The sequence below is a fragment of the Mycobacterium sp. IDUB_17 genome, assembly GCF_055419465.1.
Genome location: NZ_JBVAXS010000007.1, coordinates 92,194 through 118,123, shown reverse-complemented (window position 1 = coordinate 118,123; position 25,930 = coordinate 92,194). Strand labels below are relative to the sequence as shown.

Annotated in this window: 26 protein-coding genes; 13 read left to right on the top strand and 13 right to left on the bottom strand. The window is 67.4% G+C overall.

Features of this window, described 5'->3' with window-relative positions; genetic code table 11:
* The first annotated feature begins 64 nt into the window (after positions 1-64).
* Entirely contained in the window at positions 65-715 is a 651-nt protein-coding gene (locus ACZYZ7_RS26365) for a winged helix-turn-helix transcriptional regulator (protein ID WP_450069842.1), read from the top strand.
* Here ACZYZ7_RS26365 and ACZYZ7_RS26360 read toward each other — a convergent pair.
* A complete protein-coding gene (locus ACZYZ7_RS26360) occupies positions 712-1,251 on the bottom strand; it encodes a DUF4262 domain-containing protein (protein WP_450069841.1) in 540 nt (179 codons plus the stop codon). The two genes, ACZYZ7_RS26365 and ACZYZ7_RS26360, sit on opposite strands and share 4 nt — an antisense overlap.
* A 9-nt stretch (positions 1,252-1,260) precedes the next feature.
* Positions 1,261-2,505 (bottom strand): multidrug efflux MFS transporter Tap, encoded by a 1,245-nt coding sequence (gene tap, locus ACZYZ7_RS26355; RefSeq protein ID WP_450069840.1) that lies wholly within the window; start codon positions 2,503-2,505, stop codon positions 1,261-1,263.
* Positions 2,506-2,573: 68 nt separating this feature from the next.
* Between tap and ACZYZ7_RS26350 the strand changes: the two genes are divergently transcribed.
* Together ACZYZ7_RS26350 and ACZYZ7_RS26345 are read left to right on the top strand one after the other, a co-directional pair.
* Positions 2,574-3,422, top strand: a complete 849-nt coding sequence (locus tag ACZYZ7_RS26350; RefSeq protein WP_450069839.1) for a uracil-DNA glycosylase — start codon at positions 2,574-2,576, stop codon at positions 3,420-3,422.
* Between the two features lie 13 nt (positions 3,423-3,435).
* Entirely contained in the window at positions 3,436-4,485 is a 1,050-nt protein-coding gene (locus ACZYZ7_RS26345; protein WP_135457185.1) for an LLM class flavin-dependent oxidoreductase, read from the top strand.
* Here ACZYZ7_RS26345 and ACZYZ7_RS26340 read toward each other — a convergent pair.
* The 3 genes from ACZYZ7_RS26340 to ACZYZ7_RS26330 are packed head-to-tail and all read right to left on the bottom strand — an operon-like array spanning position 4,482 to position 5,853.
* Complete coding sequence (locus ACZYZ7_RS26340) at positions 4,482-4,925, bottom strand: nitroreductase family deazaflavin-dependent oxidoreductase (RefSeq protein WP_135460206.1); 444 nt, start codon at positions 4,923-4,925, stop codon at positions 4,482-4,484. The genes ACZYZ7_RS26345 and ACZYZ7_RS26340 overlap by 4 nt on opposite strands.
* Before the next feature lie 10 nt (positions 4,926-4,935).
* Complete coding sequence (locus ACZYZ7_RS26335; RefSeq protein ID WP_135457183.1) at positions 4,936-5,373, bottom strand: HIT family protein; 438 nt, start codon at positions 5,371-5,373, stop codon at positions 4,936-4,938.
* A gap of 9 nt (positions 5,374-5,382) precedes the next feature.
* On the bottom strand, positions 5,383-5,853 hold the full coding sequence (locus ACZYZ7_RS26330) for a VOC family protein (RefSeq protein WP_135457181.1): 471 nt from the start codon (positions 5,851-5,853) through the stop codon (positions 5,383-5,385).
* Between the two features lie 27 nt (positions 5,854-5,880).
* On the opposite strand from ACZYZ7_RS26330, the gene ACZYZ7_RS26325 reads away from it, so the two are divergent.
* Positions 5,881-6,705 carry an AraC family transcriptional regulator gene (locus tag ACZYZ7_RS26325; protein ID WP_450069838.1) on the top strand — a complete coding sequence of 275 codons (825 nt, stop codon included), beginning with the start codon at positions 5,881-5,883 and terminating at the stop codon, positions 6,703-6,705.
* On the opposite strand, the gene ACZYZ7_RS26320 is transcribed toward ACZYZ7_RS26325, so the two are convergent.
* From ACZYZ7_RS26320 to ACZYZ7_RS26305, 4 genes are all read right to left on the bottom strand, one after another.
* Positions 6,702-6,995 (bottom strand): CDGP domain-containing protein, encoded by a 294-nt coding sequence (locus ACZYZ7_RS26320; RefSeq protein WP_135457176.1) that lies wholly within the window; start codon positions 6,993-6,995, stop codon positions 6,702-6,704. The genes ACZYZ7_RS26325 and ACZYZ7_RS26320 overlap by 4 nt on opposite strands.
* A 101-nt stretch (positions 6,996-7,096) precedes the next feature.
* A complete protein-coding gene (locus ACZYZ7_RS26315; protein WP_450069837.1) occupies positions 7,097-8,689 on the bottom strand; it encodes an HNH endonuclease signature motif containing protein in 1,593 nt (530 codons plus the stop codon).
* A gap of 78 nt (positions 8,690-8,767) precedes the next feature.
* Positions 8,768-9,613 (bottom strand): sensor domain-containing protein, encoded by an 846-nt coding sequence (locus ACZYZ7_RS26310; RefSeq protein WP_450069836.1) that lies wholly within the window; start codon positions 9,611-9,613, stop codon positions 8,768-8,770.
* Positions 9,614-9,681: 68 nt separating this feature from the next.
* Entirely contained in the window at positions 9,682-12,849 is a 3,168-nt protein-coding gene (locus tag ACZYZ7_RS26305) for an ATP-binding protein (protein ID WP_450069835.1), read from the bottom strand.
* 85 nt (positions 12,850-12,934) lie between these two features.
* Here ACZYZ7_RS26305 and ACZYZ7_RS26300 point away from each other — a divergent pair, with 85 nt between their 5' ends.
* Positions 12,935-13,210, top strand: a complete 276-nt coding sequence (locus ACZYZ7_RS26300) for a ribosomal protein L7/L12 (protein WP_450069834.1) — start codon at positions 12,935-12,937, stop codon at positions 13,208-13,210.
* A 6-nt stretch (positions 13,211-13,216) separates the two neighbouring features.
* On the opposite strand, the gene ACZYZ7_RS26295 is transcribed toward ACZYZ7_RS26300, so the two are convergent.
* Together ACZYZ7_RS26295 and ACZYZ7_RS26290 are read right to left on the bottom strand one after the other, a co-directional pair.
* Positions 13,217-13,705 (bottom strand): DNA-deoxyinosine glycosylase, encoded by a 489-nt coding sequence (locus ACZYZ7_RS26295; protein WP_450069833.1) that lies wholly within the window; start codon positions 13,703-13,705, stop codon positions 13,217-13,219.
* An 82-nt stretch (positions 13,706-13,787) separates the two neighbouring features.
* Positions 13,788-15,617 carry a flavin-containing monooxygenase gene (locus ACZYZ7_RS26290; protein ID WP_450069832.1) on the bottom strand — a complete coding sequence of 610 codons (1,830 nt, stop codon included), beginning with the start codon at positions 15,615-15,617 and terminating at the stop codon, positions 13,788-13,790.
* 130 nt (positions 15,618-15,747) lie between these two features.
* On the opposite strand from ACZYZ7_RS26290, the gene ACZYZ7_RS26285 reads away from it, so the two are divergent.
* From ACZYZ7_RS26285 to ACZYZ7_RS26265, 5 genes are all read left to right on the top strand, one after another.
* Positions 15,748-16,803 (top strand): 2,3-butanediol dehydrogenase, encoded by a 1,056-nt coding sequence (locus tag ACZYZ7_RS26285; RefSeq protein WP_450069831.1) that lies wholly within the window; start codon positions 15,748-15,750, stop codon positions 16,801-16,803.
* Positions 16,800-17,579, top strand: coding sequence for an acetoin reductase (locus tag ACZYZ7_RS26280; RefSeq protein ID WP_450069830.1), 780 nt, complete (start codon positions 16,800-16,802; stop codon positions 17,577-17,579). The genes ACZYZ7_RS26285 and ACZYZ7_RS26280 overlap by 4 nt, the downstream gene beginning before the upstream one ends.
* A 45-nt stretch (positions 17,580-17,624) precedes the next feature.
* Positions 17,625-18,911 carry a GAF domain-containing protein gene (locus ACZYZ7_RS26275; RefSeq protein WP_450069829.1) on the top strand — a complete coding sequence of 429 codons (1,287 nt, stop codon included), beginning with the start codon at positions 17,625-17,627 and terminating at the stop codon, positions 18,909-18,911.
* Positions 18,911-20,020: an adenylate/guanylate cyclase domain-containing protein gene (locus ACZYZ7_RS26270; protein ID WP_450069828.1), complete on the top strand. Its 1,110-nt coding sequence runs from the start codon at positions 18,911-18,913 to the stop codon at positions 20,018-20,020. Before ACZYZ7_RS26275 ends, ACZYZ7_RS26270 begins: the two co-directional genes overlap by 1 nt.
* 76 nt (positions 20,021-20,096) lie before the next feature.
* Positions 20,097-20,771 (top strand): DUF305 domain-containing protein, encoded by a 675-nt coding sequence (locus ACZYZ7_RS26265; RefSeq protein ID WP_450069827.1) that lies wholly within the window; start codon positions 20,097-20,099, stop codon positions 20,769-20,771.
* Here ACZYZ7_RS26265 and ACZYZ7_RS26260 read toward each other — a convergent pair.
* The gene (locus ACZYZ7_RS26260; protein WP_450069826.1) at positions 20,768-21,856 is read right to left on the bottom strand and encodes a HAMP domain-containing sensor histidine kinase; all 1,089 of its coding nucleotides are present in this window, start codon (positions 21,854-21,856) and stop codon (positions 20,768-20,770) included. The two genes, ACZYZ7_RS26265 and ACZYZ7_RS26260, sit on opposite strands and share 4 nt — an antisense overlap.
* On the bottom strand, positions 21,853-22,569 hold the full coding sequence (locus tag ACZYZ7_RS26255; protein ID WP_450070154.1) for a response regulator: 717 nt from the start codon (positions 22,567-22,569) through the stop codon (positions 21,853-21,855). The genes ACZYZ7_RS26260 and ACZYZ7_RS26255 overlap by 4 nt, the downstream gene beginning before the upstream one ends.
* A gap of 99 nt (positions 22,570-22,668) precedes the next feature.
* Between ACZYZ7_RS26255 and ACZYZ7_RS26250 the strand changes: the two genes are divergently transcribed.
* From ACZYZ7_RS26250 to ACZYZ7_RS26240, 3 genes are read left to right on the top strand one after another with little or no spacing between them, the layout of a single operon-like run.
* On the top strand, positions 22,669-22,875 hold the full coding sequence (locus ACZYZ7_RS26250; protein WP_044519704.1) for a heavy-metal-associated domain-containing protein: 207 nt from the start codon (positions 22,669-22,671) through the stop codon (positions 22,873-22,875).
* Positions 22,876-22,888: 13 nt separating this feature from the next.
* Positions 22,889-23,716 (top strand): hypothetical protein, encoded by an 828-nt coding sequence (locus ACZYZ7_RS26245; protein ID WP_450069825.1) that lies wholly within the window; start codon positions 22,889-22,891, stop codon positions 23,714-23,716.
* Entirely contained in the window at positions 23,713-25,929 is a 2,217-nt protein-coding gene (locus ACZYZ7_RS26240) for a heavy metal translocating P-type ATPase (protein WP_450069824.1), read from the top strand. Before ACZYZ7_RS26245 ends, ACZYZ7_RS26240 begins: the two co-directional genes overlap by 4 nt.
* The last annotated feature ends 1 nt before the right edge of the window (position 25,930 follow it).

Here is a 25,930-nt window from a genome sequence, read left to right as displayed (position 1 = left end):
GGCCCACCGACTTGGAAAAAACAAGTATCAAGTTGGAAATTCCAACTTCAGCTATTCTGGGCGTATGGCGTCACGGTCCTACGGGCAGCACTGCGCACTGGCGAAGAGCCTCGACATGGTCGGGGATCGCTGGACCCTGCTGGTGGTCAGGGACCTGCTGGAAGGCCCGCTGCGGTACGGGGATCTACTGAGCTCGCTGGCCCCGATCTCCACCGACATGCTGGCCGGGCGGCTGCGCGACCTGGAGGCGAACGGGCTGGCGCGCAAGCGGATGCTGCCCAAGCCCGCATCCACCGCGGTGTACGAGCTCACCGACGACGGCCGGGCGCTCGAGGAGGTGATCAACGCCTACTCCCGGTGGGGCCGGCATCTGATCGAGACCCGCGCACCCGGGGATGCGGTGCGTCCCGAGTGGCTGATCCGCGCGGTGCGTGCCTTCGTCAGTGCGGACCGTGACGGGCCACCGGTCACCGTGTGTCTGGTGACGCCCGAGGGGCAGGCGACCGTCGAGATCGGGCCGGACCGCATCGACGCGTGTGAGGACGGGACGGCGGCCGACGTGACACTCATGGGCGAGGCCGAGGTGTTGGGTGCGGCGATGGACCCGGCGCAGGTGCCCGCCCTGTTAGCCGATGGCAGCCTGGTGATCGACGGAGATCCCGCCGCGGTCAGGCAGTTGGCGAAAGTCTTTGCCCCGCCACGGATCAGGAGCTAGTCGAGCTCAGCCCACGGTCCGCTGGTCTCCTCTTTCGGGATCCACAACAGCGGCTGGCTCGCCCGGCAGTATTCCTGCGCCTGCTCGTCCCAGGGGAATCTGCCGTCCCGGTCGGGCCAGAACATCTGTACGACCGGGAACCATGCTTGGTGGAAGTCGATCCCGGCACCGAAGAAGTCCCGGTACCAACTGGGGTGTACCTCCCGGAGGGCCACCGAATAGTCGTCGAGGATGTCGTCACGTTCCTGGTCGGGTTCCAGTGGACGGCCGTCGCGGACTTCCTGTCCCGCGACATTGACGATCGTCATCATCGTTTCGATCCGTAGGCCGAACAGGCAGACCTCCGGACTGCGCAGGGTGTGCCACAGGCCGATCGAGTACGCCCAGTCGGCAGGGGCCTCGCCCCCGGCGCCGACGCCCATCACGTGCCAGCCGTGATCGGTCACGCTCGCGCTGATGCGGTTGTCGCGTTCCTCCCAGGCGGGGCCGTCGGCCGGGGGTGCGCACAGAAGGCAGAGGCACGAGTCGTCGCTCACCCGAAGAGGTTACGTCGAATCGTGTTCCTGTCTGGACGGCCGGTCCAGCTCGCGTAGCGCGGTCAGGAACAGCGCGACCAGGCCGAGCAGCAGCATCGGCAGGGACAGGGCCAGGAACGTCGCGTGCAGGCCGGCGGCGTCGGCCAGCGGCCCGGCCAGGATCAGCCCGAGCGGGCCTGCGGCGTAGGCCAGTGAACCCATCACCCCGACCACCCGGCCGCGCAGGTGCTGCGGTGCGGTGGTCTGCATGACGTAGTTGTAGATGGGCGCAATCGGGCCGTATACGAACCCGACGATCCCGCACAGCACCAGGATCAGTGGAAGCGGCGGCAGGAACGCGATCACAGTCATCGCCACACCGAGCGTGATCACCGCGGTCAGCATGGTGGCCCGTCGGCTCATGTACTTCGACAGCACCGCGTAGCCGAGTGCGCCCAGCAGCCCGCCGATGCTCAACGCCATCAGCACCCAGCCCAGTTCGGTTGGCTCGTTGCGGTCGGTGAAGTACTTCGGGAACAACACGGATTCCATCGGCATGTAGAGGCCGGTGGCCACCAGGTCGACGATCGCCAGCGTCCGCAATACCGGTGTGTGCCAGACGAATCGCAGCCCTTCGACGATGCCCGCGAGCACGCCCTCGGTCAGCATCGAGCGGTCCGGGGTGCCCGCGCCTTCCAGTCGTAGCACCGAGATGGCCAGGATCGAACAGCAGAACGCCCCGGCGGTCACCCACATGGTGTTGATCCCGCCGAGGGTGGCGATCAGCAGACCGCCGATGCCCGGGCCGACGATGTAGGCCAGGTTGAACACCGCCTCGTACACGCTGTTGGCGTGGTCCAGCGTCCACCCGGCCCGGCCCGCCGCCTCGGGCAACATGGTCTCGCGCGCGGTCATCCCGGCCGGGTCGAAGAACGCGCCGAGCGCGGCCAGGGCCGCCAGCACCGCGACATTGACCGCGTCCACCCCGAATATCAGGGCCAGCATCGGAACCGCCGCGACCGACAGGGCCGAGAGCAAATCGGAGATCATCGAGACCCGCCGGCGGCCCAGATAGTCGACGGCGGCCCCGGCGATCAGGGTGGCCACCAACAGGGGCAACGTCCCGGCCATCGCGACGATCGACGCATCGAGCGCGGATCCGTTGCGCTGCAACACCAGCCACGGGAATGCGACAATCGTGATGCCGTTGCCCGCGCCGGCCATCAACGCGGCGAACAGGATCAGCAGCAATGGGCCGCGCTTGGTGTTCGTCATGGGGTATCGCGGCGAATCTAACAGCGCGCCCGCACCCGCCGCGACGGAATTTCCGGCACAGTGAGTTGGTGCGATTGCCTCATCCCAGGACGGGGGTTGAGTTCACCTCGCCGGTACCGCCCGGTTCGGGGTGGCCCGGCGATCCGGCGGATGCGACGACGCCGGTGGCCAAGACCGCCGCGCAGGTGCGGCGACTGGCCGCCCGAGTGCCCACCGTGCCGGAACTGGACGCGCTGATCTCTGCCTGCCGGGCCTGCCCCCGGCTGGTCGAATGGCGCGAAGAGGTGGCTGTGGCCAAGCGAAAATCCTTTGCCGATCAACCGTATTGGGGTAGGCCGGCCACCGGGTTCGGTGCGGAGGCGCCGGGCATCTTCATCGTCGGGCTGGCCCCGGCCGCCCACGGCGCCAACCGCACCGGGCGGGTGTTCACCGGGGACCGGTCCGGGGATTTCCTGTTCGCCGCGTTGCACCGGGCCGGGTTGGCCAACCAGGCGGTGTGTGTCGATGCTGCCGATGGCATGCAGCTGATCGGCACCCGGGTGGCCGCGGCGGTGCGCTGTGCGCCGCCGGCCAACGCGCCGACCCCAGCCGAGCGCGCCACCTGCGCGCCGTGGTTGCAGGCCGAGTGGCGGCTGGTCGGGCCATCGGTGCGGGTGGTCATCGCGTTGGGTGGGTTCGCGTGGCGGGCCGCGCTGGAGTTGCTCGGTTCAGACACCAAACCGGCCCCGAAGTTCGGCCACGGCGCGACGGCGGTGCTGACCTCGGCTTTCGGCCCGGTCACCCTGCTCGGCTGCTTTCACCCCAGCCAGCAGAACACCTTCACCGGTCGGCTCACCGAGGCCATGCTCGATGACATCTTCGTCACCGCCGAACGCCTGGTGGCACAGGTGGGCGGGAACGAACCGGGCCGCTCGTGACGTTGACGCTGTCATGCGGCTTTCTGTCCTCGACCTCGTCCCGGTGCGTACCGACCAGTCCACTGCCGATGCCCTGACCGCAACGACTCACCTGGCCCAGACCGCCGACCGGCTCGGTTATACCCGCTACTGGCTCGCCGAGCACCACAACATGCCGGCGGTGGCTGCCACCAGCCCGCCGGTCCTGATCGCCCATCTGGCCGCGCACACCACGCAGGTGCGGCTGGGTTCGGGCGGGGTCATGTTGCCCAACCATGCACCGCTGGCGGTGGCCGAGCAGTTCGCGCTGCTGGAGGCCGCCCATCCGGGTCGCATCGACCTCGGCATCGGCCGGGCCCCGGGTTCCGATCCCGTCACCTCGCTGGCGCTACGCGGCGCCGCCGGCCGCGATGATCGCGATATCGAGGCGTTCCCGCAGTACCTCGACGACGTGGTGGCGCTGATGGGCGCGCGCGGGGTACGGGTGCCGTTGCCGCGGGATCTGATGCGGGAGAACTATGTGCTCAAGGCGACGCCGGCCGCGGTGACCGAGCCACGGATGTGGCTGCTCGGCTCGTCGATGTACTCGGCGCACCTGGCGGCGGCCAAGGGGCTGCCGTATGTGTTCGCCCATCATTTCTCCGGGCACGGCACTGCCGAGGCGCTGGCCGTCTACCGCGACGAATTCCAGCCCAGTGACCTGGCGTCCGAGCCGGTGACCTTCCTGACCGTCAACGCCTCGGTGGCCGAGACCACCGAGGAGGCCAAGGCGTTGCTCCTGCCGCAGCTGCAGATGATGGGCCGGTTGCGCACCGGTCAGCCGCTCGGCGCCCTCGATCTGGTCGAGGATGCCGAGGCGACGACTCTCACTCCGCAGGCACAGGCCATCGTGGCCTCCGGTCTGGCCCGCGCGGTCGTGGGCTCGCCCACCGAGGCGGCCGACCAGGTCCGGGCCCTGGCCGAAGAATTCGACGTCGACGAGGTCATGGTCAACCCGGTGGGCTCGGCTCGCCGCGGTGCCGACCCGGCCACCGCGACGGCGCGCGACACCACCCTGGAACTGCTCGCCAAGGAACTCTTCTAAGGCGTCAGCACGACCACCGGAATGGGGCGTGTTGTCCGCTTCTGGTAGCCGATGTAGCGGTTCTTGTTGCCCTTCATGTCGTTGACGATGTCCCACAGCCGCGGGTAGTCAGGGTCGCCGGGCAGCACCGGCTTGGCCGTGACGCCGAACCGCTTGGGGCCGACGTTGATCTCGACCTGCGGCTTGGCCTTCAGGTTGTGGTACCAGCCCGGAGATGTGGGCTCGCCACCTTTCGACGCCACCACGAGGTAGTCGGCGCCGTCTTGTGCGTAGGCCAGCGAATTCGCGCGCTGCTGACCGGTTTTGGCGCCGACGGTATGCAGGATCAGCGTCGACGGGCCGCCAGGGATCGTGTGGCCGATCCGGCCGTCCGTGGCTTTGTAGATCTTGTCGTGCAACATCAACATCGGGAGACCGATATAGCGCTCCCACCAGGGCATGCTCATGCGCTCAATCTTGCGCGGATTCGTCGAGCCGCGCCAACGCCGCACGTAGGAGGCGCCCTGATTCCTCACGGTCGGGGTCACGGCGCACCACCATGCCCTTGACGAACGACAGCTTGTCGCCGGCCTGGCGCGGCACCACGTGCAGGTGGATGTGGAACACGCTCTGGAAGGCGGCCTTACCGTCGTTGATCACGATGTTGTTGCCGTCGGCGTGCAGCCCGGACAGCCGGGCTGCGCGCGCGATGCGCTGGCCGATGCCGGCCATCGCGGCCACGGTTTCCGGCGGGGTATCCGTCAGGTCCACGGTGTGCCGTTTCGGGATCACCAGGGTGTGTCCCCGGGTGAACGGCCTGATGTCGAGAATGCCCAGGAAGTCGTCGTCCTCGTAGACGCGGACGGCGGGGGCTTCCCCTGCGACGATGGCGCAGAATACGCAAGACATGCCGCCACGTTAACCCCCGGCGGTGGCCGCCCATTCGGCGACGCGGCGTTCGCGCTCCTGCGGCGTGAAGTCCTCGACGCGCGTCATGACGGTCCAGCGCTGGCCGAACGGATCGAGGATGGAGGCGAACCGGTCGCCTGTGACGAAGGTCTGCGCGGGCTCACGGATCGTCGCACCCGCCTCCTCGGCCCGGGCCACCACCTCGTCGACGTCGGGGCAGTACAACCCGATCGAATGAGTTGCAGGGGCTCCGGGGGTGGGGGCAGCGATTTGATAGGCCTCCTGCGGATCGCCGAGCTGCAGCCGGCCGGTGCCGAAGTCCAACTCGGCATGTGCCACGGTGCCGTCGGGTCCGTCCATCCGCTCGGTGACATCGGCGCCGAACACGTTCTGGTAGAACGTGATCGCCGCGGCGGCACCGTCGACGCAGATGAACGGGGTCAGGCTGCTGTAGCCCGCGGGAATCGGTGTGACACTCATGTTGACCAGTTTCGTAGGCTATTGGCCATGGCCGCTTGGAAAAACGCGCCAGTGCGCGGGGTGGTCGGCCGTTCCGGCAATGTCTCGGCGTTCGACCTGCACCGGTGGGCGCCGTCGGAGGACGCCGCGAGGTTCGTCGAGCACTTCTGGTCGGTGAGTTGGGACCGGCGCGAGGCAGGTCCGGTCGAGAGCACCGTGATCACCTTCCCGGCCATGCATCTGACCCGTGAGTGGGGCGATGATGTTGTGCGCCATGGTCATCAGCTGCCCAGTACCTTGCTGCATGGTGTCGTGCCCAAGGTTTTCCGCATCACCATCAGCGGGCGCGGGGCTGTGGTCGGAGCCCGATTCCGGCCCGGGGGCTTCACCGCCCGCTTCGGTGGGGACGCTGCCGCGATGACCGGTCGGGTGGTACCTGCGAGTGACGAATTATTCGGTACACCAGCCGTTCTAAGTGAGGATGCGGCTACCGTCCACGCCCGCCTGGAAGCCGGCATCTCCGCTTCGACAGCCCCGATGGATGAGACCTACCGTGCGCTGGTCCCGTTGGTCGACCGGATGCGTGACGACGCGTCATTGCATCGGGTGGAACAGGTCATGGCGCTCTCACCGTGGAGTGCGCGGACCACGCAGCGGGTGTTCCGTCGCTATGTCGGGGTGACGGTCAAGTGGGTGCTGTGCCGGTACCGGTTGCAGCAGGCGGCGCTGGAGATCGAGAGTGTGCCCGGCGTCGATTTCGCCGATCTCGCAGTGCGACTCGGCTGGTATGACCAGGCCCACTTCATAAACGACTTCCGGTCCATGCTGGGCAGCACGCCGGGGGAGTACGCGGCTCAGCATGGAGGCGATTAGTCGTCGATATGGGTCGGCGGATCGGTGAAGGTGAAATCGAAGGGATAGTCGTGGCCCGGGCCCATCGGGTCGCAGCGCTTCACGGGCACCAGGTGGGAACTGAAACCGCTGGGCACATAGCCCCAAGTTCCGATGCAACGTTGCCAGCTGCCGTCGGGCTGGATGGGTCCGTCGCACTTGCTGATGACGTTACCGCCATACAGGCAGCCGGCACTGGCCGGCGGGGCCGAGGTGATCAGCCCGGCCGCCGTCAGCACGGCAGCCAGGCCTCCGATGATGAAGAGCTTCATGGGTTCTCCCGTCTGCAGCTACCCACGGACGCTACCGCGCAGGCAACTCGTGGGTGGCGCCTTTGTACCTTTCGCTGCGGGCAAGCAGCGTCTACACCTAATCAGAATGGTGGGGGTGGTCCGTATTCTTCGGCGAGCCAGGCTTGGTATTGGCGTTCGATTTCGAGGTCGTTGTTGAGTTCGGCGCGTAGCCGGCGTTCGGCGTTGATGCGGTCTCGGCGGTCTTGTTCGCGGGTTTGGCGGCGGGTCGGCATCATCGCGCCCCGGTTCGGGTGGTGGGCCGGCGGTTCGGGGAGGTTCAGTTCCCCGGTGGGTTGTGCCAGGGTCGGGAACAGGCCGGCGCCGTGGGGTTCAGTGGTGTAGGTGTGCCCGGTGGGTGCGGTGAATTCGACGGTGCCATCGGGCAATTGACGGTCTGACCAGCCCGCGCAGAAGGTCTTGACCAAGTGGTGGGCGCGGCAGTAGAGCTTGTTGTTCGAGGGATGCGTGGGCCCCAGCGGGTAGGGCATCGTGTGGTCGATGTCGCAGCGCTCGACGGGGGCATCGCAGCCCGGGAACCGGCACGTCAGGTCGCGCCAGCGGATGAATTCCGAGAGTGCGACCGAAGGGCGATAGCGAGGCTCACCGGCATCGGGGTCGGCGGGTTCGGCGGGCGCGCTGGGATCGGCCGACTCAAACATGTCGGGCGACTCGCTGGGTACTCCAGGTTCGGCAGGCTCGCCAGGTTCGGTGGGCTCGCCAGGTTCGGTGGTTTCGGTCGGCTCAGTCGCGTCAGACGACTCGCTGGGTTCTGCAGGTCGGGTGGGCACGTGCAGGGGCTTGAGTTTCGCCGTGGCGGCCAGGTCGCGCACCGACTCGGCGGGCAGGATCCCGTGCCCGGGTAGATATCCCGGATCATCCGAGCTGCCGTCGACGGTGGCCCGATCGGCCAGCACATGAACCACCGCCGCATCGGCCGCGGCCCGCTTCTGCGCCGCGGGGCAGTCGTCATGACCACACCGGCACGGCAGTTGGGATTCCAACCGGGCCAAGGGCCCCACCGCATCGGCGCGGCGCTGCTCATGGGTACGTGGATCGTTCTCACACACCGTGTCGGCCAGGGCGTTGAGGCGTTGATCCAACGCTGTCCCGTCGGCGGCATCCAGGTTGGCCCACACTGTGGCCTTGCCGGGGCTGCCCGGCTCGATCTGCACGAACCGTTCCTCAGCCACATCCGGGGGCACCCGCACCCCATTCGGGTCGAGTTTGGCGATCCACTGATCCACCCGATCCCGCAACTGCCGCTGCGAGAACCGCATCCACCGATGCGCCCGCGCCGCCAGTTCGGCATCCAACCCGGCCCACACCGCAGGATCCACGATGCCGGTGCGGGCAATGATGGTGCACACCACCCGATAGTCGATGTCCCCGACCGCGAACCGTGCCGCCACCTGGGGCAGCTTGTCCCGCAATACTCGAGCATGGTGAACCTGGGTCCCGGCCCGACCCCGACTGATCCGCAACGCCGCCGAGACCTCCGCGGCCACTTCCTCGAACGGATCAGTCCGCCACAAAATGCTTTCGACCAACTCCTGTTCCCGCAGGCTGTCCAACGCCCCGATCGCGGCCAACCGTGCCGCGATCGCCACCGACTCCGCCCGCGCCGCAGCACTGATCCTGTCGACCAGGGATACATCAGAATCGGTGTCGAACATACGTTCGATTATGCCACCGTCTACCGACACAAGCGCAGTTTCAGTGGATTCCGGTCTGGAGAAGCTGTAGCGCGATCGCTATCTTCCTGCCGCCTCATCGATCTTGTTGGTCATCTCCGAGACGAGCTGACCGAGGGTGTCGGCATCGGCGTTGCCTCCGCACAACTGGATTTCGGCCACGACATTGTGCCGTGGGGCGACCGCGTACTGACAAGTCCAACCGCCCGCGTCGCCGAGTTCATCCGCCGAGGAGGACAGCACGCCGTCGACTTCTGAGACATCGCCGTTGCGCCACTGGTGGGCCGACCCATCGGTATCGTCCGATTCCACGGTCTTTCCGGCGCATTGCTGCAATTTCTCTTTCGCCTTCTGGACGAATCGCCGCGCGGTGTCAGCATCGGGAAACGCTACGACTGCCTGGTCGAAATAGGCGCTCGGTCCGTCGCCGCTGTCGTCGGGTGACTGCAGATACTGCCGCCGTACGGCCGTCGATCCGCTGCCCTCGTGATCGCGTTCGGCGCCGGGGGTGCCGACCAGACAGGTTTCGCCGGGGTCACTGGTATCCCAAGTCGACTGAACACTGCCGTTGCCATCGTCGGAGTTGCCGATCAGCGTTCCGACGTGCAGGACCTTGCCGGCTTCTTCCTCGGTCAGCAGCGCACCCGACAACGCGGAATCCCCAACGGTCTTGGTCTTCTCGCCGAATCTGCCGAGCAGCAGAAGCGCCGCGACAATCACGACTACGACAACCAGGATCACCACGGCAATCATGATCAGCCGGGTGGATCGGTTGCCGGGCGGCGGGCCGGCCGGGGGTGGCGTCGGGTAACCGCCGGGGGCCGGTCCCCACCCCTGACCGGGCACAGGCTGTGGTGGCGGCCAGTTCTGCGAAGGGGGCCAGGGGCTTGTCGGCGGAAACGTCATCGATCACCTCAATCGGCTAGGGCGTGGTGGCTGAAGCGTAATAGGTTGCCCGCGACCCGGCCGCGCAGTCAGGGCAACGCCGCGGCCAGCGCCATGTGTCCCTCGAAGCCGAGCCGGCCGGCCAGGTCCCGGTACCGGTCGCGGAAATCGCGGTAGCCGGCGTCGTCGCCCTTGGCGCGGGCGATGAGAGCGCGGATCCGTAACAACATGACGTCGCGAAGGATGAGGCCATCGCCTACCGGGATCGCCACCAGTCTGGCGATCGCGGCCTCGGCCTCGTCCACGTCACCCGCGGCGCCGCGGTCCAGCAGGGTCTCCGCGAGGATTCCGGTCGCCAGGATGTTGTAGGGAAGCTGTCCACTGTGAAAGAGGTCGTCGACCGCTTCGCGCAGCACCCGGATCGCCCCGGCCCGGTCGCCGCGCTTGGCCCGTTCGCGCGCGGTGTACACATCGATGCCAACCAGCTCGGACATATAGAACCGTCCGCTCACGCACATCTGCCGTACCTGGCCGAGGATGGCCAGTCCGCGCTCCCGGTCCGCCGGCGAATCTCGGTTCAGCAAGGCGTATCCCATGGTCACTCGAGCCAGGCCGAGCGCGATGTCGTCGCCGGCGCCTTCGGTGATCTGCAGCGCCTCGTCGATGTCGCTCAGCGCGTCGTCGCTGGCGAGCAGTACGCCGCAGGACACCGTGGTGAAGTACGTCCAGGTGATGACGAGTGCGTGGGTGAATCTGTCGGTGTTGCGTGCCATGGCGAGAGCATGATCGAGGTCCGCGCGCCAACCATCAAGGCCCAGGGCCCATTTGGCGATGCTGCGTGCTGCGAAGGCCGCTGCCAGCGGTGAGCCGACGATGAAGTTGCCCTTGGTGGTGTCGCCGTCGGCCAGGTCGATCGCCATCTGGGACCAGCGCAGCACCTCATCCATTTCGCCGCTTTCGATCTTGAGCGAGATCGGAGTCGCCGACAAGCCGACGGTGAGTGCGGGATCACCGATGGACTCGATCAGGGTCATGTGCTCGGACACCTGCCGTGATGCGTCGCGCACCCGGCCCTGCAGCATCAGTTCGCCGGTCAGCCCGGCCATACCGATGGCCAGTGAGGCTTTGTCTCCGGCGGACTCGCACAGCTCCTGCAGTTCCTCGAACCGGGCGCCGGAGACCTTCACCTTGCTGCGGAAGCCATTGCCGCACACCAGAGTGCGCGGAGCTATCCGCATCGCGGGCCGGTCGGGATCGTCGGCGGGCAGCAGGTCGGCGATCTGCCGGGCGCGCTCCCAGCACATCTGGGCTGCCGCGGTATCGCGGTTGTTCGCCCACGCTCCGGCGCGCATGTGCCAGGTGTATGCCGCATGCAGGTCGCCGGCGGCTTCCAGGTGTTCGGCGATCAATGCTGCGTTCTCGTCGGCCAGTTCGGGTTCGCGGTCGGCAATGGTGTCGGCCAGGCGTCGATGCAGTTCAGCGCGATCGGACTTGAGCTGTGATTCGTAGGCGACGGTCCGCACCATCGGGTGGTGGAATGCGAACTCCGCGTGCGGGGTGTACTGCACCTGATCGATCAGCTCCGCTTCGATCAGATCCCCGAAGAACGGCTCGGTGTCCAGGCAGGCCAACAGACCGGCACTGAACCGGGACCCGATCACCGCGGCGGCGCTCAGTGTTCGTTTGGCCGCCGGATCCAGCCGGTCGATACGCGCGGCGATGGTGGCCTGGAGGGTGGCCGGCACGCTCACCCGGCCCTGCCCGTCGCACAGCACGTAGGCGCCGCGTTCGCCACGGAGCAGGCCTCGTTCGGCCAGGTCGCGCACGATCTCGAGGGCGAAGAACGGGTTCCCGGCGGCCCGCCCGGCGATGGTGTCGGTGAGGTCGGCTACGCCGTCACCGGGCCCCAGGAGCTCGGTGATCAAGGCGGAGGTCTCCGAATTATCCAGTGGCGCAAGCACTATCGTCTGTGCGCCATGGACATGACTCAATGCCCCGTGGTACTCGGGGCGGTAGGTGATCACGACGAGGGACGGAGTCTGCGGCGTCACCGACAGGAAGTCCGACAACATCGATTCGCTGACGCCGTCGATCCAGTGGGCATCCTCGATGACGTAGACCGCCGGCGTGGTCCGCGCCAGCGACGCCGCGTTGACCAGGGTGGTGAGCCGGCGTCGCCGAGCGTCGGGGTCGATCACCGGCAGAACGACATCGGGGTCGGCGATGCCGAGCAGGTCGTCGAGTAGCTCCAGACTCTCCGTGGTGTCGTCGGGGACCTGGTCTCGAACCTTCGCGCGGGCCGCCTCACGGTCCAGGTCTGCCACACCGAATCCTGCCCGCAGCAGGCCGGCGATGGCATGAAATGGGATTTCGCTGGTGTGCGACTCGCAGAATGTGGAGTTCACCGGTACACCGCGGGCGGCGGCCTTCGCCGCGAGCTCGCTGACCAGCCGGCTCTTGCCGATGCCGGGCCCGCCCACCAGCAGGACGATGCTGCCGTGCCCCTGGATCGAGCGCTCCAGGATGCCCTCGATGGCGGATAATTCCCAGCCACGGCCGACCAGGGTCGATTCGCCGACATTGAGCAGGTTGTGTGCGGAATTGAGCTCCAGTAGCCGGCGCGCCCGGATCGGCTGGTCGGCACCCTTGACCTGCACCATCTCGGGCGCGCCCAGCATCATGGTGTCTTCGACCAGGTGGGCGGTCGACTCGGTGAGCATCACTCCGCCGGGTGGGGCGACCGATTCCATGCGTTGGGCCATCCCCACGTGTTCGCCGATCGCCGTGTAGCTCATCGTGTCGGTGCCGACTTCGCCGGTGATGACCTGGCCGGAACTCAATCCGATGCGCAACTGCAGGTCGAGGCCGTCGCGGGCCTTTACCTGCACCGCCAGCAGGGCGGTCTGCTGGTGGATCTCCAGTGCGGCCAGGCAGGACCGAAAAGCATGGTCTTCCAATGCAACCGGCGCCCCGAAGATGGCCATGATGCCGTCGCCGGTGAACTTGTCGACGGTGCCGCCATATCGGCGGACCACGGCGGCGGAGTGGTTGAACAGATCGCTCATGATCTCGCGGAGCCGCTCGGCGCCCAGGGTCGATGCGATGTCCATGGACCGCACGACATCGGCGAACAAGACGGTGACCTGCTTGTACTCGGCGCCCGCTGCCGAAGTGACGGGCGCCCCGCACGCATCGCAATACCGGGCACCCGCTCGCGGCTCGGTACCACACGCGCGGCACGTCGCAGTTTCCGTCATTTCGAAGCCCCCGCCATCGGAGAACCTGCTGCAACGAGGATAGAACGCAGCAACGCCGAAAGGGTACGGATGCCACACTGGCACGATGGGACTTTTCGCCGACCGTGACGAATCGAGCAACGACCTGCGCCGACGCGTCCAGGAACTCGAGCGCCGGGTTGCCGCCCTGGAACGGGCCGCCTCGGCGGCCGGGCACCCGGTGTCAGTGCCGCCCACGGGTCAGCCCAGCGAGATGATGGCCAGCCAGATGGTCCGCCAGCTCGCCCTGCAGGGCAACAAGATCGCCGCCGTCAAACTGTTGCGCGATGAGACCGGGCTGCGGCTCAAGGAGGCCAAGGACATCGTGGACCGGCTGGCCTGACCGAACCTAACCGCCCAGTGCGGTCCGCCAGGCGTCCAATTTGTCCTCGTAGCGCATCGTCTGTGCGGGGCTGGTCGACGGCACCCGCACACTGGGCAGCGCGGGCGTGCCGACCAGGCGCCGGTAATTGGCCTCGGCGGCGGCCCCGTTGAACACCACCCGATCGAGCGTGGGACGTAAGGCGAAGAACACCGCAAAGTCGTTGGGCACCATGCTGTCCCGTTCCACGGCCGAATCGAGGCTGCCCTCCCGACGACAGGACCGCAGTACATCCCACACGGCAACGTTGTGTGCACACAGGGCCCTCACCCGATCCGGATAGGGCGCATCGGCACTGAATCCGAAGAGGGAGCCGGTGATCCGCCAGAACGCGTTGCGCGGATTGCCGTAGTACTGACCGGCAGTCAGCGACATCACGCTGGGCATATTGCCCAGGATCAGCACCCGGGGCGCCTCGCCGACGATGGGATCCAACCCGTGCAGCAGCTCGGTCACCCTCGCATGTATACCGCGCACACGCGGGCGCCCCGAACGGTGTGGGGGTTATGTCACGTTCGGGGCGCCATGTCGTGAGTCTTCAGCTCAGGTGATGGACCTCCTGCAGTCCGTACACCGGCGTTGCCAGGCCCTCGTAGCGGGCCTTGAGCTGCAACGCCAGATACAGCGAATAATGGCGGGATTGGTGCAGATTGCCGCCGTGCAGCCACAGATTGGGCTGTTGGGTGGGCTTCCACATGTTGCGTTGTTCGCCTTCCCACGGCCCGGGGTCCTTGGTGGTGTCGGAGCCGAGGCCCCACACCTTGCCGATCCGGTCGGCGACTTCCTGGCTGATCAGGTCGGCCGCCCAGCCGTTCATCGAGCCGAACCCGGTCGCGTACACCACCACATCAGCGGGCAGCTCGGTGCCGTCGGCCAGGATCACCGAGTCCTCGGTCAGCCGGTCCACCTCGCCGTGCGCGAGTTTGATGCTGCCGTCGGCGATCAGCTCGCAGGCACCGACGTCGATGTAGTAGCCCGAGCCGCGGCGCAGGTACTTCATGAACAGGCCGGAGTCGTCGTCGCCGAAGTCCAGATCGAATCCGGCGGCTTCCAATCGCGCGTAGAAGTCCTTGTCGCGCTGGCGGATTGCGTCGTAGATGGGCCGCTGGAAGTCGGCCATGATGCGATAGGGCAGGGATGCGAAGGTGAGATCGGCCTTCTCAGTGGTCATTCCCGCGGCGACGGCCCGCTCCGAATACAGGTCGCCCAGGCCGAGCTCCATCAGCGAGTCCGATTTCACGATGTGTGTCGAGGAGCGCTGCACCATGGTGACGTCGACGTCGTTCTCGTACAACGCTTTACAGATGTCGTGGGCGGAGTTGTTGGAGCCGATCACCACGACTCGCTTCCCCAGATATCGGTCCGGGCCGGGGTGGTGGCTGGAATGGTGCTGCTCCCCGCGGAAGGTCTCCTGGCCCGGGAGCGTCGGGATGCTGGGCTTGCCCGACATGCCTGTTGCGAGCACCAGCTGCGTCGGCCGCAGCGTGACGGGCTCGCCGTTGCGGTTCACCTCGACGGTCCACCGCTGCTCGTCTTCGTCGTAGGACGCCGACAGGCAGGCGGTCGAGCTCCAGTACGGCACCTCCATTACCCGGGTGTAGAACTCCAGCCAGTCGCCGATCTTGTCCTTCGGCGCGAACACCGGCCAGTTGGCCGGGAACGGCAGGTAGGGCAGGTGGTCGTACCAGACCGGATCGTGCAGGCACAGCGACTTGTAGCGGTTGCGCCACTGGTCGCCGGGGCGTTCGTGCTGGTCGACGACGATGGCGGGCACGCCGAGCTGGCGCAGCCGGGCGCCCAGCGCGATACCGCCCTGGCCACCACCGATCACCACGATGTAGGGCTGCTCGGTGTAGCCGAGCGTGAGGTCCTCGTCGAGGCGCTTCTCGGACCAGGACCGCCGGTCCGGATCGGAGCCGTGCACGGCGCCCAGCGGCCGGTTGGTGCCCTTGCGCTCCTCGTGCCCCTTGAGCTCCTGCAGGGTCGTGAGGAGGGTCCAGCCCAACTCGTCGCGCAGGCGCAGGTGCCCCTTGCCGCGGCCCACCGCGGTCTCGAATTCGATGAACGCCGAGGTGACGACGGCCTCCCCGTCGAATTCCTCGGTCGGGGTCTCCGCGGTCCGGAACCCGGACGGGTCGGTGTCCGCCAGCCGCGCGGTAAGCATGTCGGCGATGCCGTCGTGGCCCTCGAGGGTCTTGAGGTTCCAGGTGAAGGCGACCAGGTCACGCCAGAAGCTGTCGGTCGCGAACTTTCCGACGACGCGTTCGACGTCCCGGTCGGCCAGTGCGGATTCGAAATCGGCCAGCCAGGCGTCAACCCGTTCCTGCGGTGACAGGGTGGCCAGCGGTGCGGCGGTGGTCTGTGTCATGTGGCTCAGCCCACACCGTGTCAAACACCGCAACAAGGGTTGCACGGGGTTGCAACCGACCCGGCGTTTGAGACCGCAACGTCTTGCAACCCTTACGGCGCACCCGGCAGGTCGCCTAAGAACGTCCACTATGAAAGCAGCCGTGTACTACGGACCGAACAAGGTCGAAGTCGCCGATGTCCCCGAGCCCGACCCCGCCCCGGGCACCGTCAAGGTCAAAGTCGGCTTCAACGGAATCTGCGGTACTGACCTGCATGAATACTATGCAGGACCGATCTTCGTGCCGACCGAGCCGCATCCGCTGACCGGCCGGCAGCTGCCGCTGACCATGGGCCACGAGTTCTCCGGAACCATCACCGATGTGGGTGCGGGCGTCACCGGCTTCGCCCCGGGCGACCGGGTGGCCGTCGAGCCGATCTACCGATGCGGACACTGTGCACCGTGCCGGGCCGGCACCTACAACATCTGTCAGCAGATCGGATTCCACGGTCTGATGTCCGACGGCGGCATGGCCGAATACACCGTGGTGCCGATCGCCATGTTGCACCGGCTTCCTGACAACGTCTCCCTCGAACTCGGCGCGCTGGTCGAGCCGATGTCGGTGGCCTACCACGCCGCCACCCTCGGTGAGGTCGGCCCGCTGCACACCGCGGTGATCTTCGGCGCCGGACCGATCGGAATCGGCCTGTGGTTCGCGCTGCGGGGCAAGGGACTCGACGACGTGTTCGTCGTGGAACCCTCGCCCACCCGCAGGTCCGCGATCGAGTCGCTCGGTGCCTTGACCCTGGACCCGACGGCCGTCGACGTCCCGGCGTTCATCGCGGATCACACCGGGGGCCGCGGGGCCGACGCGGCATTCGACGCTGCCGGCGTGGCTCCCGCGATCGAGGCGGCCACGGCGTGCGTGGGTGCGCGCAAACCGACGGTCAGCGTTGCGATCTACGAGAAGCCGCTGACGACACCGTTGCTCAACCTGGTGATGAACGAGTCCAGGATCCAGGGTTCGCTGTGCTACACCTCGGCCGACTTCGAGGCGGTCATTGATCTCATGGCGCAGGGGGTGTACGACACGAGGGGATGGGTCACTCCCATCGCCATCGATGACGTGATCGACGAGGGGTTCGAAGCCCTGCACGCAGGCAGGAAGATGAAGGTTCTGGTCGACCCGAGCGGAGGTGCATCGTGACGTTGCAGAGCAAGGTGGCGCTGGTGACAGGCGCGGGCCGGGGGATCGGTCGGGGTATCGCGCTGCGGCTGGCGCGGGAAGGTGCCGACCTCGCACTGGTCGACGTGGTACCGGACGGTATCAACGCCGTCGCCGAGGAGATCGCCGAAATCGGCTCGAAAACAACGACTTTCGTCACCGACGTGAGTGACCGCGACTCGGTCTACGCGGCGGTCGAGCACACCGCGGCCACCCTCGGTGGGTTCGACATCATGGTCAACAACGCCGGGGTGGCGCTGGTCGGACCGATCGCCGAGGTCACGGCCGCCGACGTCGCCCGGGTGTGGTCGATCAACGTCGACGGCGTGCTGTGGGGAATCCAGGCTGCCGCAGCCAAGTTCATCGAGCTGGGCCGGCCGGGCAAGATCATCAACGCCTCGTCGATCGCCGGTCATGACGGTTTCGCCATGCTCGGGGTGTACAGCGCGACCAAGTTCGCGGTGCGTGGCCTGACCCAGGCCGCGGCCAAGGAGTACGCGTCTGCGGGCATCACCGTCAACGCCTACTGTCCCGGCATCGTCGGCACCGACATGTGGGTCGAGATCGACAAGCGGTTCGCCGAACTGACCGGCGCCGCCGAGGGGGAGACATTCCAGAAGTACGCGGGCGGCATCGCGTTGGGGCGGCCGGAAACACCCGAGGACGTGGCCGGATTCGTTGCTTATCTGGCCGGACCGGATGCCGATTACATGACTGGTCAGGCGGGTCTCATCGACGGGGGGCTGGTGTATCGGTAGCCCGAGTTTGGCGTCCCGATGTGATGTGGAGCACAATCGGCGATGATGGCCGGTTCGTCGATACCTGAGCCCGCGGTCTCGCCTGGTGAGGATCCGCGGCGGTACGCCATGCTCTTGTCGGCGGTGTACGACGCGACCATGTCGGGTGACCGCGCGCCTGCGCGTCCTCGGGCGGTGATCGAAGACTCCTGGAACAGGCTGCGCGCCAAGGGGATAAACCCGGATCATCACATCCCGCCGCAGGTCGAGACGACCGGCCTGGACTTGCTGCGGCAGCAGTCCGGACTCATCGCTGTACTCGACGATGTTTCGCGAGGGCTGGACTCGGTGATCGACGAGGGCCACAACATCCTGGTGGTGGCGGATGCCAGGGGACGGGTGCTGTGGCGCTCGGGTTCGCCGCGCGTGCTCAGCCTCGCCGACCGCCTCGGTTTCATCGAAGGCGCGACCTGGAGTGAGAACGCGGTGGGCACCAACGGGATCGGTACCGCGCTGGCCTCCCATCGTGCGGTGCAGATCTTCTCGGCTGAGCATTTCCTGCGCAGCCACCACCCGTGGACGTGTGCCGGCGCGCCGATCCGAGATCCGCGGACCGGTCAGGTGATCGGCATCGTCGATGTGTCAGGCCCGGCCTCCACGGTGCATCCGACGACGGTCGCCCTGGTGGACCTGGTGGCGCGGCTCGCGGAATCGCAACTGCGCGAGGCGCATGACCGAACATTGAACCGCCTGCGTGCGGTGGCGGCGCCCATCCTGGCCAGGGTGGGCAGCCCGGCACTGGCAGTCGATGGTGAGGGCTGGGTCGCGGCGGTGGACTCCTTGCCGCTGCACAACCGGATCTTGTTGCCCGAGAGCGGGTTACCCGGCCGGGTGTGGATTCCCCCGCTGGGCATGTGCGATGTGGAGGCACTGCCGGGCGGGTGGCTGGTCCGGGTGGCCGACGACGCCGAGCCCAGCGCGGCCCCGTCGCGGGTCATCCTCGACCTACGCGATGGCGAACCGACGCTGGAGATGTCCGGCCAGTTCGGCAGCTGGCGGCGCAGCATCTCCTGCCGCCATGCAGAGATTCTGCTGGTCCTGGCGACCAGCCAGCAGGGCCGGTCGGCACCGGAGCTGGCGGAGGATCTCTACGGCGACCGGTCCAGGGTGGTGACGGTGCGCGCCGAGATGTCGCGGCTGCGTAAGCAGTTCGTCGGCCTGGTGGCCGGCAGGCCGTACCGCTTCGGGGATTCGGTGGTCGTGGACGTCCGTTATCCCCAGGACATGTCGTCGTTGCTGGCGTCCTCGACAGCTCCGGCCGTTCATGCAGCCCGTCGGTATACCTTGACCTGATGGTGGCAGACCCCACACTCCTTGACGGGCTCGACGGCGAAGCCGGCGCACAGCGTGCCGAACTGGTCGAATGGCTGTTGTCCCGCGGCATCACGGCCGACCAGATCCGCCAGGCCGGTACCCCGATGCTGCTGGCCTCGCGCCGGGTGGCAGGCGACGACGGCACCTATGTGTCGACGCGCGAGATCAGCGAGCAGACCGGGCTCGATGTCGGACTGGTACAGCGACTGCAACGGTCGATGGGGCTGGCGACAGTCGAGGATCCCGATGCCGCTGTGCTGTTGCGCGCCGACGCCGAGGCGGTGGCGTTCGCCGAGCGTTTCCTGGAGCTGGGCATCGCTCCGGACCAGATCGTGTTGATCACCCGGGTGCTCTCCGAGGGACTGGGCCGGGCCGCCGAGGTGATGCGCTACGCCGCGCTGGCGGCCGTGCTGACGCCGGGAGCCACAGAACTGGAAACCGCCAAGGCGACCGAGGCGCTGGTGGCGGAGGCGGCGCCGCTGATCGGGCCGATGATCCGCGACATGCTGTTCGTGCAACTGCGCCACTCGTTGGAGACCGAGGCCGTGACTGCCTCTGAGCGCGCCGAGGGATTGCCGATGCCCGGTGCCCGGTTGGTCACCATCGCGTTCGCCGATATCGTCGGCTTCACCCGGCTGGGTGAGGTCGTGCAGCCCGAAGACCTTGAGCGGCTGGCGAATCGGCTGGCCGACGCGGCACGTGAGGTGGCAGTCGGCCCGGTGCGGCTGATCAAGACCATCGGTGACGCGGTGATGTTCGTCAGCACCGATCCGGCGGCACTGCTGGACGCGGCCCTGCGATTGGTGGCTGCCACCGAAACCGACGAGGAATTCCCGCGGCTGCGGGTCGGGCTGGCGACCGGGCCGGCGGTGAGCCGGGCGGGTGACTGGTTCGGTGGTTCGGTCAATTTGGCCAGCCGGGTCACCGGGGCGGCGCGGCCCGGGACCGTACTGGTGGCCGAGTCCACCCGCGCGGCGATCGGCGAGACCGAAGGCGGCGAGAGCCGGTTCGGCTGGTCGTTTGCCGGAGCCCGACACCTCAAGGGCGTCAAGAATGACGTGAAGCTCTTCCGGGCCCGGCCCGCATAGAGATCTCCAGAGCTTTATCGAATCTTCATCGAACGACTAGAGCAGCCACATCGACTCTCGGGACGCTGGAGATGTGATGAAACTGATGATGCTGAGTGCCGGCGCGGTGGTCGCGGCGGCCCTGGTGGCCGGCTGTAGCAACGACCAGGCTGACAGGACTGCCGAGCCGATGACGAACACCCAGAGCACCTCGGCGGCAGCGAGCTCACCGGTCGCCGGCGAGGCTCACAACGATGCCGACGTGATGTTCGCCCAGCACATGATTCCGCACCACCAGCAGGCGGTCGAGATGAGCGACGTGCTGCTGGCCAAGCAGGGTATCGATGCGCGGGTGACTGATCTGGCCACCCAGATCAAGGGTGCCCAAGCCCCGGAGATCGAGCAGATGCAGGGCTGGCTGAAGCAGTGGGGCAACCCCCCGATGCCCCCCATGCCGCCGATGCCGGAGCAGGGCCACGGAAACATGGGCCACGGCGACATGGGCCACGGAAATATGGGTCAGGGTGGCATGCCCGCCATGCAGGGCATGGTGTCGGAGACCGATATGACCGCGCTGCGCAACGCCCAGGGCGTCGAGGCGGCCAAGCTGTACCTGACGCACATGATCGCTCATCACGAGGGCGCGATCACCATGGCGCAGGACGAGATCAAGGACGGTCAGTACCCCGCGGCGGTCGAGATGGCCCGCACCATCGTGAAGACGCAGCAGCAGGAGATCGACACCATGCGCCAGATCCTGGGTTCGCTCTAACCGGTCGGCAGGATGATCGTGAAGGTGGTCCCAGCGCCCGAACTGCTCACGCTGATGCGGCCGCGGTGCGCTTCGACCAGGGCCTTCACGATCGCCAGCCCGATCCCGGAGCCGCCGTGGTCGCGGTCGCGCGCGGTGTCGGCCCGGTAGAACCGTTCGAAGACATGGGGCAGGTGCTCGGCGGGGATGCCCTCGCCGGTGTCGGTCACCGTCAGCCTGACGCTCCGGTCGGCGGCCATGCCGGCATCGATCGTCACCCGGCCCCCGGCCGGGGTGTGTCGCAGCGCGTTGTCGAGCAGGTTGCCCAGGATCTGGGCCAGCCGGTGCGGGTCCGCCCACAAAGATGGCAGGTTCTCGTCCGCCCGCCAGCCCAGCGTCACGCCCTTGTCGTCGAACCGGTCCTGGGCCGCGGCGACCGCGGCGGCCACCACGGTGTCAGTCGCTACCGGGACCGGGGTGACCGTGGCGGGGCTTTCCTCGGCCTTGGCCAGGGCGCCGGCGTCGCCGGCAAACCGGACCAGGCGGTGGGTCTGCTGGCGCAACATCGAAACAGTCTCGGGGTCAAGAGTTCTCACGCCGTCCTCGATGGCCTCGAAGTAGGCCTCCAGAACCGAAACCGGAGTGCGGATCTCATGGGCAAGGTCGCTGAACAGTCTGCGGCGGCCGGCGTCGACGGCCTCCAATCGCCCGGCCATCTGATTGAAAGAACTTGCCAGGGAGTCGAACTCGTCACCGAGATGAGCCGGCGGAACCCGCGAGTCGTAGTGGCCGTCGGCGATGGCCGTGGCGGCCTGCGACACCTGGGTCAGCGACTTCTGCAGACGCCTGCCGAAGTACCAGGTGACGATCAGGGCCGCCAGTATCGCGACGCACGACGCCACCCCGATCGAGATCACCGTGGCATAGACATAGGCCTCTTCGGCGTGCATCTGCTCGGCGGAGTCGCCGGATACCCCTGCGCGGTGCAGATGTTCGCGGAACAGCGGCGGACCGACGATGGCAGCCACCAGTCCGGTGGTGCCCGCACCGGCGACGAGCACCAGGGCCTGGGCCGAGAGCAGTCGGGTGCGCAGGCCGATGCTCACCGTTGGCCGTCCTGCCCGGTACCCATCCGGTATCCGACCCCGCGCACCGTCATCACGTACAGCGGATCAGCCGGATCGTCGCCGAGCTTGCGGCGGAGGTGACCGATATGGACGTCGACGAGGTGTTCATTGCCGACATAGGTGGTCTCCCAGACGGATTCGAGGATCTGGCGACGGCTGAGCGCCACCCCGGGGCGGGCCGAGAGCGCGGCGAGTACGTCGAATTCGGTGCGCGTCAGCATGATCGGCTCGTCATCGAGGAACACCTGGCGGCCGTCGACGTCGATACGCAGCGCGCCGAACACGCGGCCGTCGGTCGCGGCGGGGGAGGAGACGCGCGGGCGGCGCAGCATGGCCCGGATCCTGGCCACCAGTTCCCGCGGGCTGAACGGTTTGGTCATGTAGTCGTCGGCGCCCACCGACAGGCCGACGATGGTGTCCATCTCGGTGTCGCGGGCGGTCAGCATCACCACGTAGGCGTCGGAGAACGTGCGCAGCGATCGGCAGACCTCCACGCCGTCTATACCCGGCAGGCCGAGGTCGAGGACCACTACGTCGGGGTCGACCTCACGGGCCAGTCGCAGCGCCTCGGACCCGTCGTGGGCGAGGGTGACCTCGAACTGTTCGCGGGTCAGATAGCTGGCGATGACCTCGGCGAGTGGGGCTTCGTCGTCGACCACCAGGGCCCGGTAGCCGCCCGGAATGTGCTCCATCAGCCCATAGTGCAGGAGTGAGGTGGGGGACATAGGAATTTCATACCCTAGGGGGGTATAGTATGAAGCGATATCGAATCCGGTTCAGGAGGAAACTGCATGAGTACCCAGACTGTCACGGTCACCGGCATGACCTGCGGGCACTGCGTCACGTCGGTGCGTGAAGAGGTCGGCGGCCTTCCTGGCGTGCGCACCGTCGAGGTCGACCTGTCGACCGGGTTGGTGACCATCGACAGTGACAGTCAGCTCGATCCGTCCGCCATCAGCGACGCGGTCGCCGAGGCCGGCTACGCCGTCGCGGGTTGAGCAGGGGTCGATCGTGAGTGCGCCGCAGAAGCTCATCGGGTTCGTCGTCGGACTCGTCGTGGTTTTCGCCGTGTCCTTCGGGATCGGTTCTGCGGTCACGCCGGGCAGTGTCCCCGCCGAAGGCCACGACGTCGGCCACGGTTCAGCCCATGGGGCGGGGTACACGCTGCAACTCGATGAGACTGCGCTGCCGTCCGGCACCGAGGTACCGCTGCGGTTCCGCATCGTCGACGGCTCCGGCGCCCCGGTGACCGACTACGTCGAGAGCCACGAAAAGCTGCTGCATCTGATCGTGGTGCGCCGCGATCTCGCCGACTACCAGCATGTGCATCCCGTACTCGACGATTCCGGCACTTGGAGCGTTCCGCTGGATCTGACCGAGCCCGGCGACTACCGGGTATTCGCCGACTTCGTGCCGGCCGACGGTCGTGCGGTCACGCTCGACGCGGACATGGCCGTTGCCGGGAAGTACCAGCCGCAGCCGCTGCCTGCACCTGCCACCACTGCGACGGTTGACGGTTACACCGTCTCACTCGCCGGGGTGACCAGGGCGGGGCAACCATCGGAGTTGACGCTCTCGGTCAGCCGCGACGGCAAGCCGGTCACCGATCTGCAGCCGTACCTGGGCGCCTACGGGCATCTGGTCGCGGTGCGTGCGTCGGATCTGGCCTACCTGCACGTCCATCCGATGAGCGATGCGGCCGACCCGGCCACCGCGCCCGGTCCGCAGATCGCGTTCCACACCACGCTTCCCAGTGCCGGTGAGTACCGGCTGTTCCTGGACTTCAAGCACCGCGATGCGGTGCACACCGCCGAATTCACCGTTGAGGGGACACCGTGAGCACCGCCACCGGACACGTCGTACTCGAGATCGGCGGGATGACGTGTGCCTCGTGCGCCGGACGTATCGAGCGGAAGCTCAACCATCTGGACGGCGTCACCGCGACGGTGAACTTCGCCACCGAGAAGGCCACTGTCGACGTAGCGGGTGAGGTGACGCCCGAGCAGCTGATCGAGGTCGTCGAATCCGCGGGCTACACAGCACAACTGCCCGCCACCGAACCGGGTGAGAGCCATGTCGAGGGCGATCCGACCGCCGCGTTGCGCACCCGGCTGATCGTGTCGGCGGTGTTGACCATCCCGGTGGTGGCTATGGCGATGGTCCCGGCGCTGCAGTTCACCAACTGGCAGTGGCTCTCGTTGACCTTGGCCGCGCCGGTCGTGGTGTGGGGCGCGCTGCCGTTCCACCGGGCGGCCTGGAGCAACCTGCGCCATGGCACCGCCACCATGGACACGCTCATCTCGATGGGCACCATCGCGGCGTTCGGCTGGTCGCTGTACGCGCTGTTCTGGGGTACCGCCGGAATGCCGGGTATGACGCATCCGTTCTCGCTGTCGATCTCTCAGTCGGACGGCACCGGCAACATCTACCTGGAAGTCGCGGCGGGAGTCACCACCTTCATCCTGGCCGGCCGGTATTTCGAGGCGCGATCCAAGCGGCGTGCGGGGGCGGCGTTGCGCGCGTTGCTCGAGCTCGGCGCCAAGGACGTCGCAGTGCTGCGAAACGGTGTGGAACAACGCATTCCGATCGAGTCGCTGGCCACAGATGACGAGTTCGTGGTCCGTCCCGGCGAGAAGATCGCCACCGACGGAGAGGTGGTCGACGGTTCGTCAGCGGTGGATGCCTCGATGCTCACGGGCGAATCGGTGCCGGTCGAAGTCGCCCCGGGGGACCAGGTGGTCGGCGCGACGGTCAACGTCGGCGGCCGGCTCGTGGTGCGGGCCAAGCGAATCGGATCCGACACCCAGCTGGCCCAGATGGCCCGGTTGGTCGAGGATGCGCAATCTGGCAAGGCACAGGCACAACGCCTGGCCGACAAGGTTTCCGCGGTGTTCGTGCCGATCGTCATCGCGCTCGCGGTGGGAACCTTGGGTTTCTGGATGGGCACCGGCGGATCGGTGGCGGCGGCCTTCACCGCCGCGGTGGCGGTGTTGATCATCGCCTGCCCGTGTGCGCTGGGCCTGGCCACACCGACGGCGCTGTTGGTCGGCACGGGCCGCGGTGCCCAGCTCGGCATCCTGATCAAGGGGCCCGAGGTGCTGGAGTCGACCCGTCGCGTGGACACCGTGGTGCTGGACAAGACCGGGACGGTGACCACCGGGGCGATGACGCTGCTCGACGTGTTCACCGCGCCCGGAGAGGATCCCGCCGAGGTGCTGCGGCTGGCCGGTGCGGTCGAGGACGGCTCCGAGCATCCGATCGCGCGGGCCATCGCCAAGGGCGCCCGCGAGAAGGTCGGGGACCTGCCCCCGGTGGAAGATTTCACCAACGTGGCGGGCCTCGGGGTGCAGGGCGTCGTCGACGGCCATGCCCTGGTGGTGGGCCGGCGTCAGCTGCTGGCCGACTGGTCGCAACAGTTGCCCCAGGAGTTGGATGCCGCGATGCGCGAGGCTCAGGCGCTGGGCCGCACGGCGATTGCCGTGGGGTGGGACGGGCAGGCGCGCGCGGTGCTGGTGGTCGCCGACTCGGTCAAGCCCACCTCGGAGGAGGCGATCGGGCAGCTGCGTGCCCTCGGTCTGGAGCCGATCATGCTGACCGGCGACAACGAGGCGGCAGCGCACGCGATCGCCGAACAGGTTGGTGTGCAAGAGGTATACGCCGAGGTCCTGCCGCAGGACAAGGTCGATGTGATCAAACGCCTGCAGGACGAGGGCCGGGTGGTGGCCATGGTCGGCGACGGTGTCAACGACGCCGCGGCGCTGGCCCAGGCCGACCTCGGCCTGGCCATGGGGACCGGTACCGATGTGGCGATCGAGGCCAGTGACCTGACCTTGGTCCGCGGTGATCTGCGGGCGGCCGCAGATGCCATCCGGTTGTCCCGGCGCACGCTGGCCACGATCAAGGGCAACCTGTTCTGGGCATTCGCCTACAACGTCGCCGCGTTGCCTCTGGCCGCAGCCGGACTGCTCAACCCCATGTTGGCCGGCGCCGCGATGGCGTTCTCCTCGGTGTTCGTGGTCAGTAACAGCCTGCGGCTGAGACGATTCCGATGAT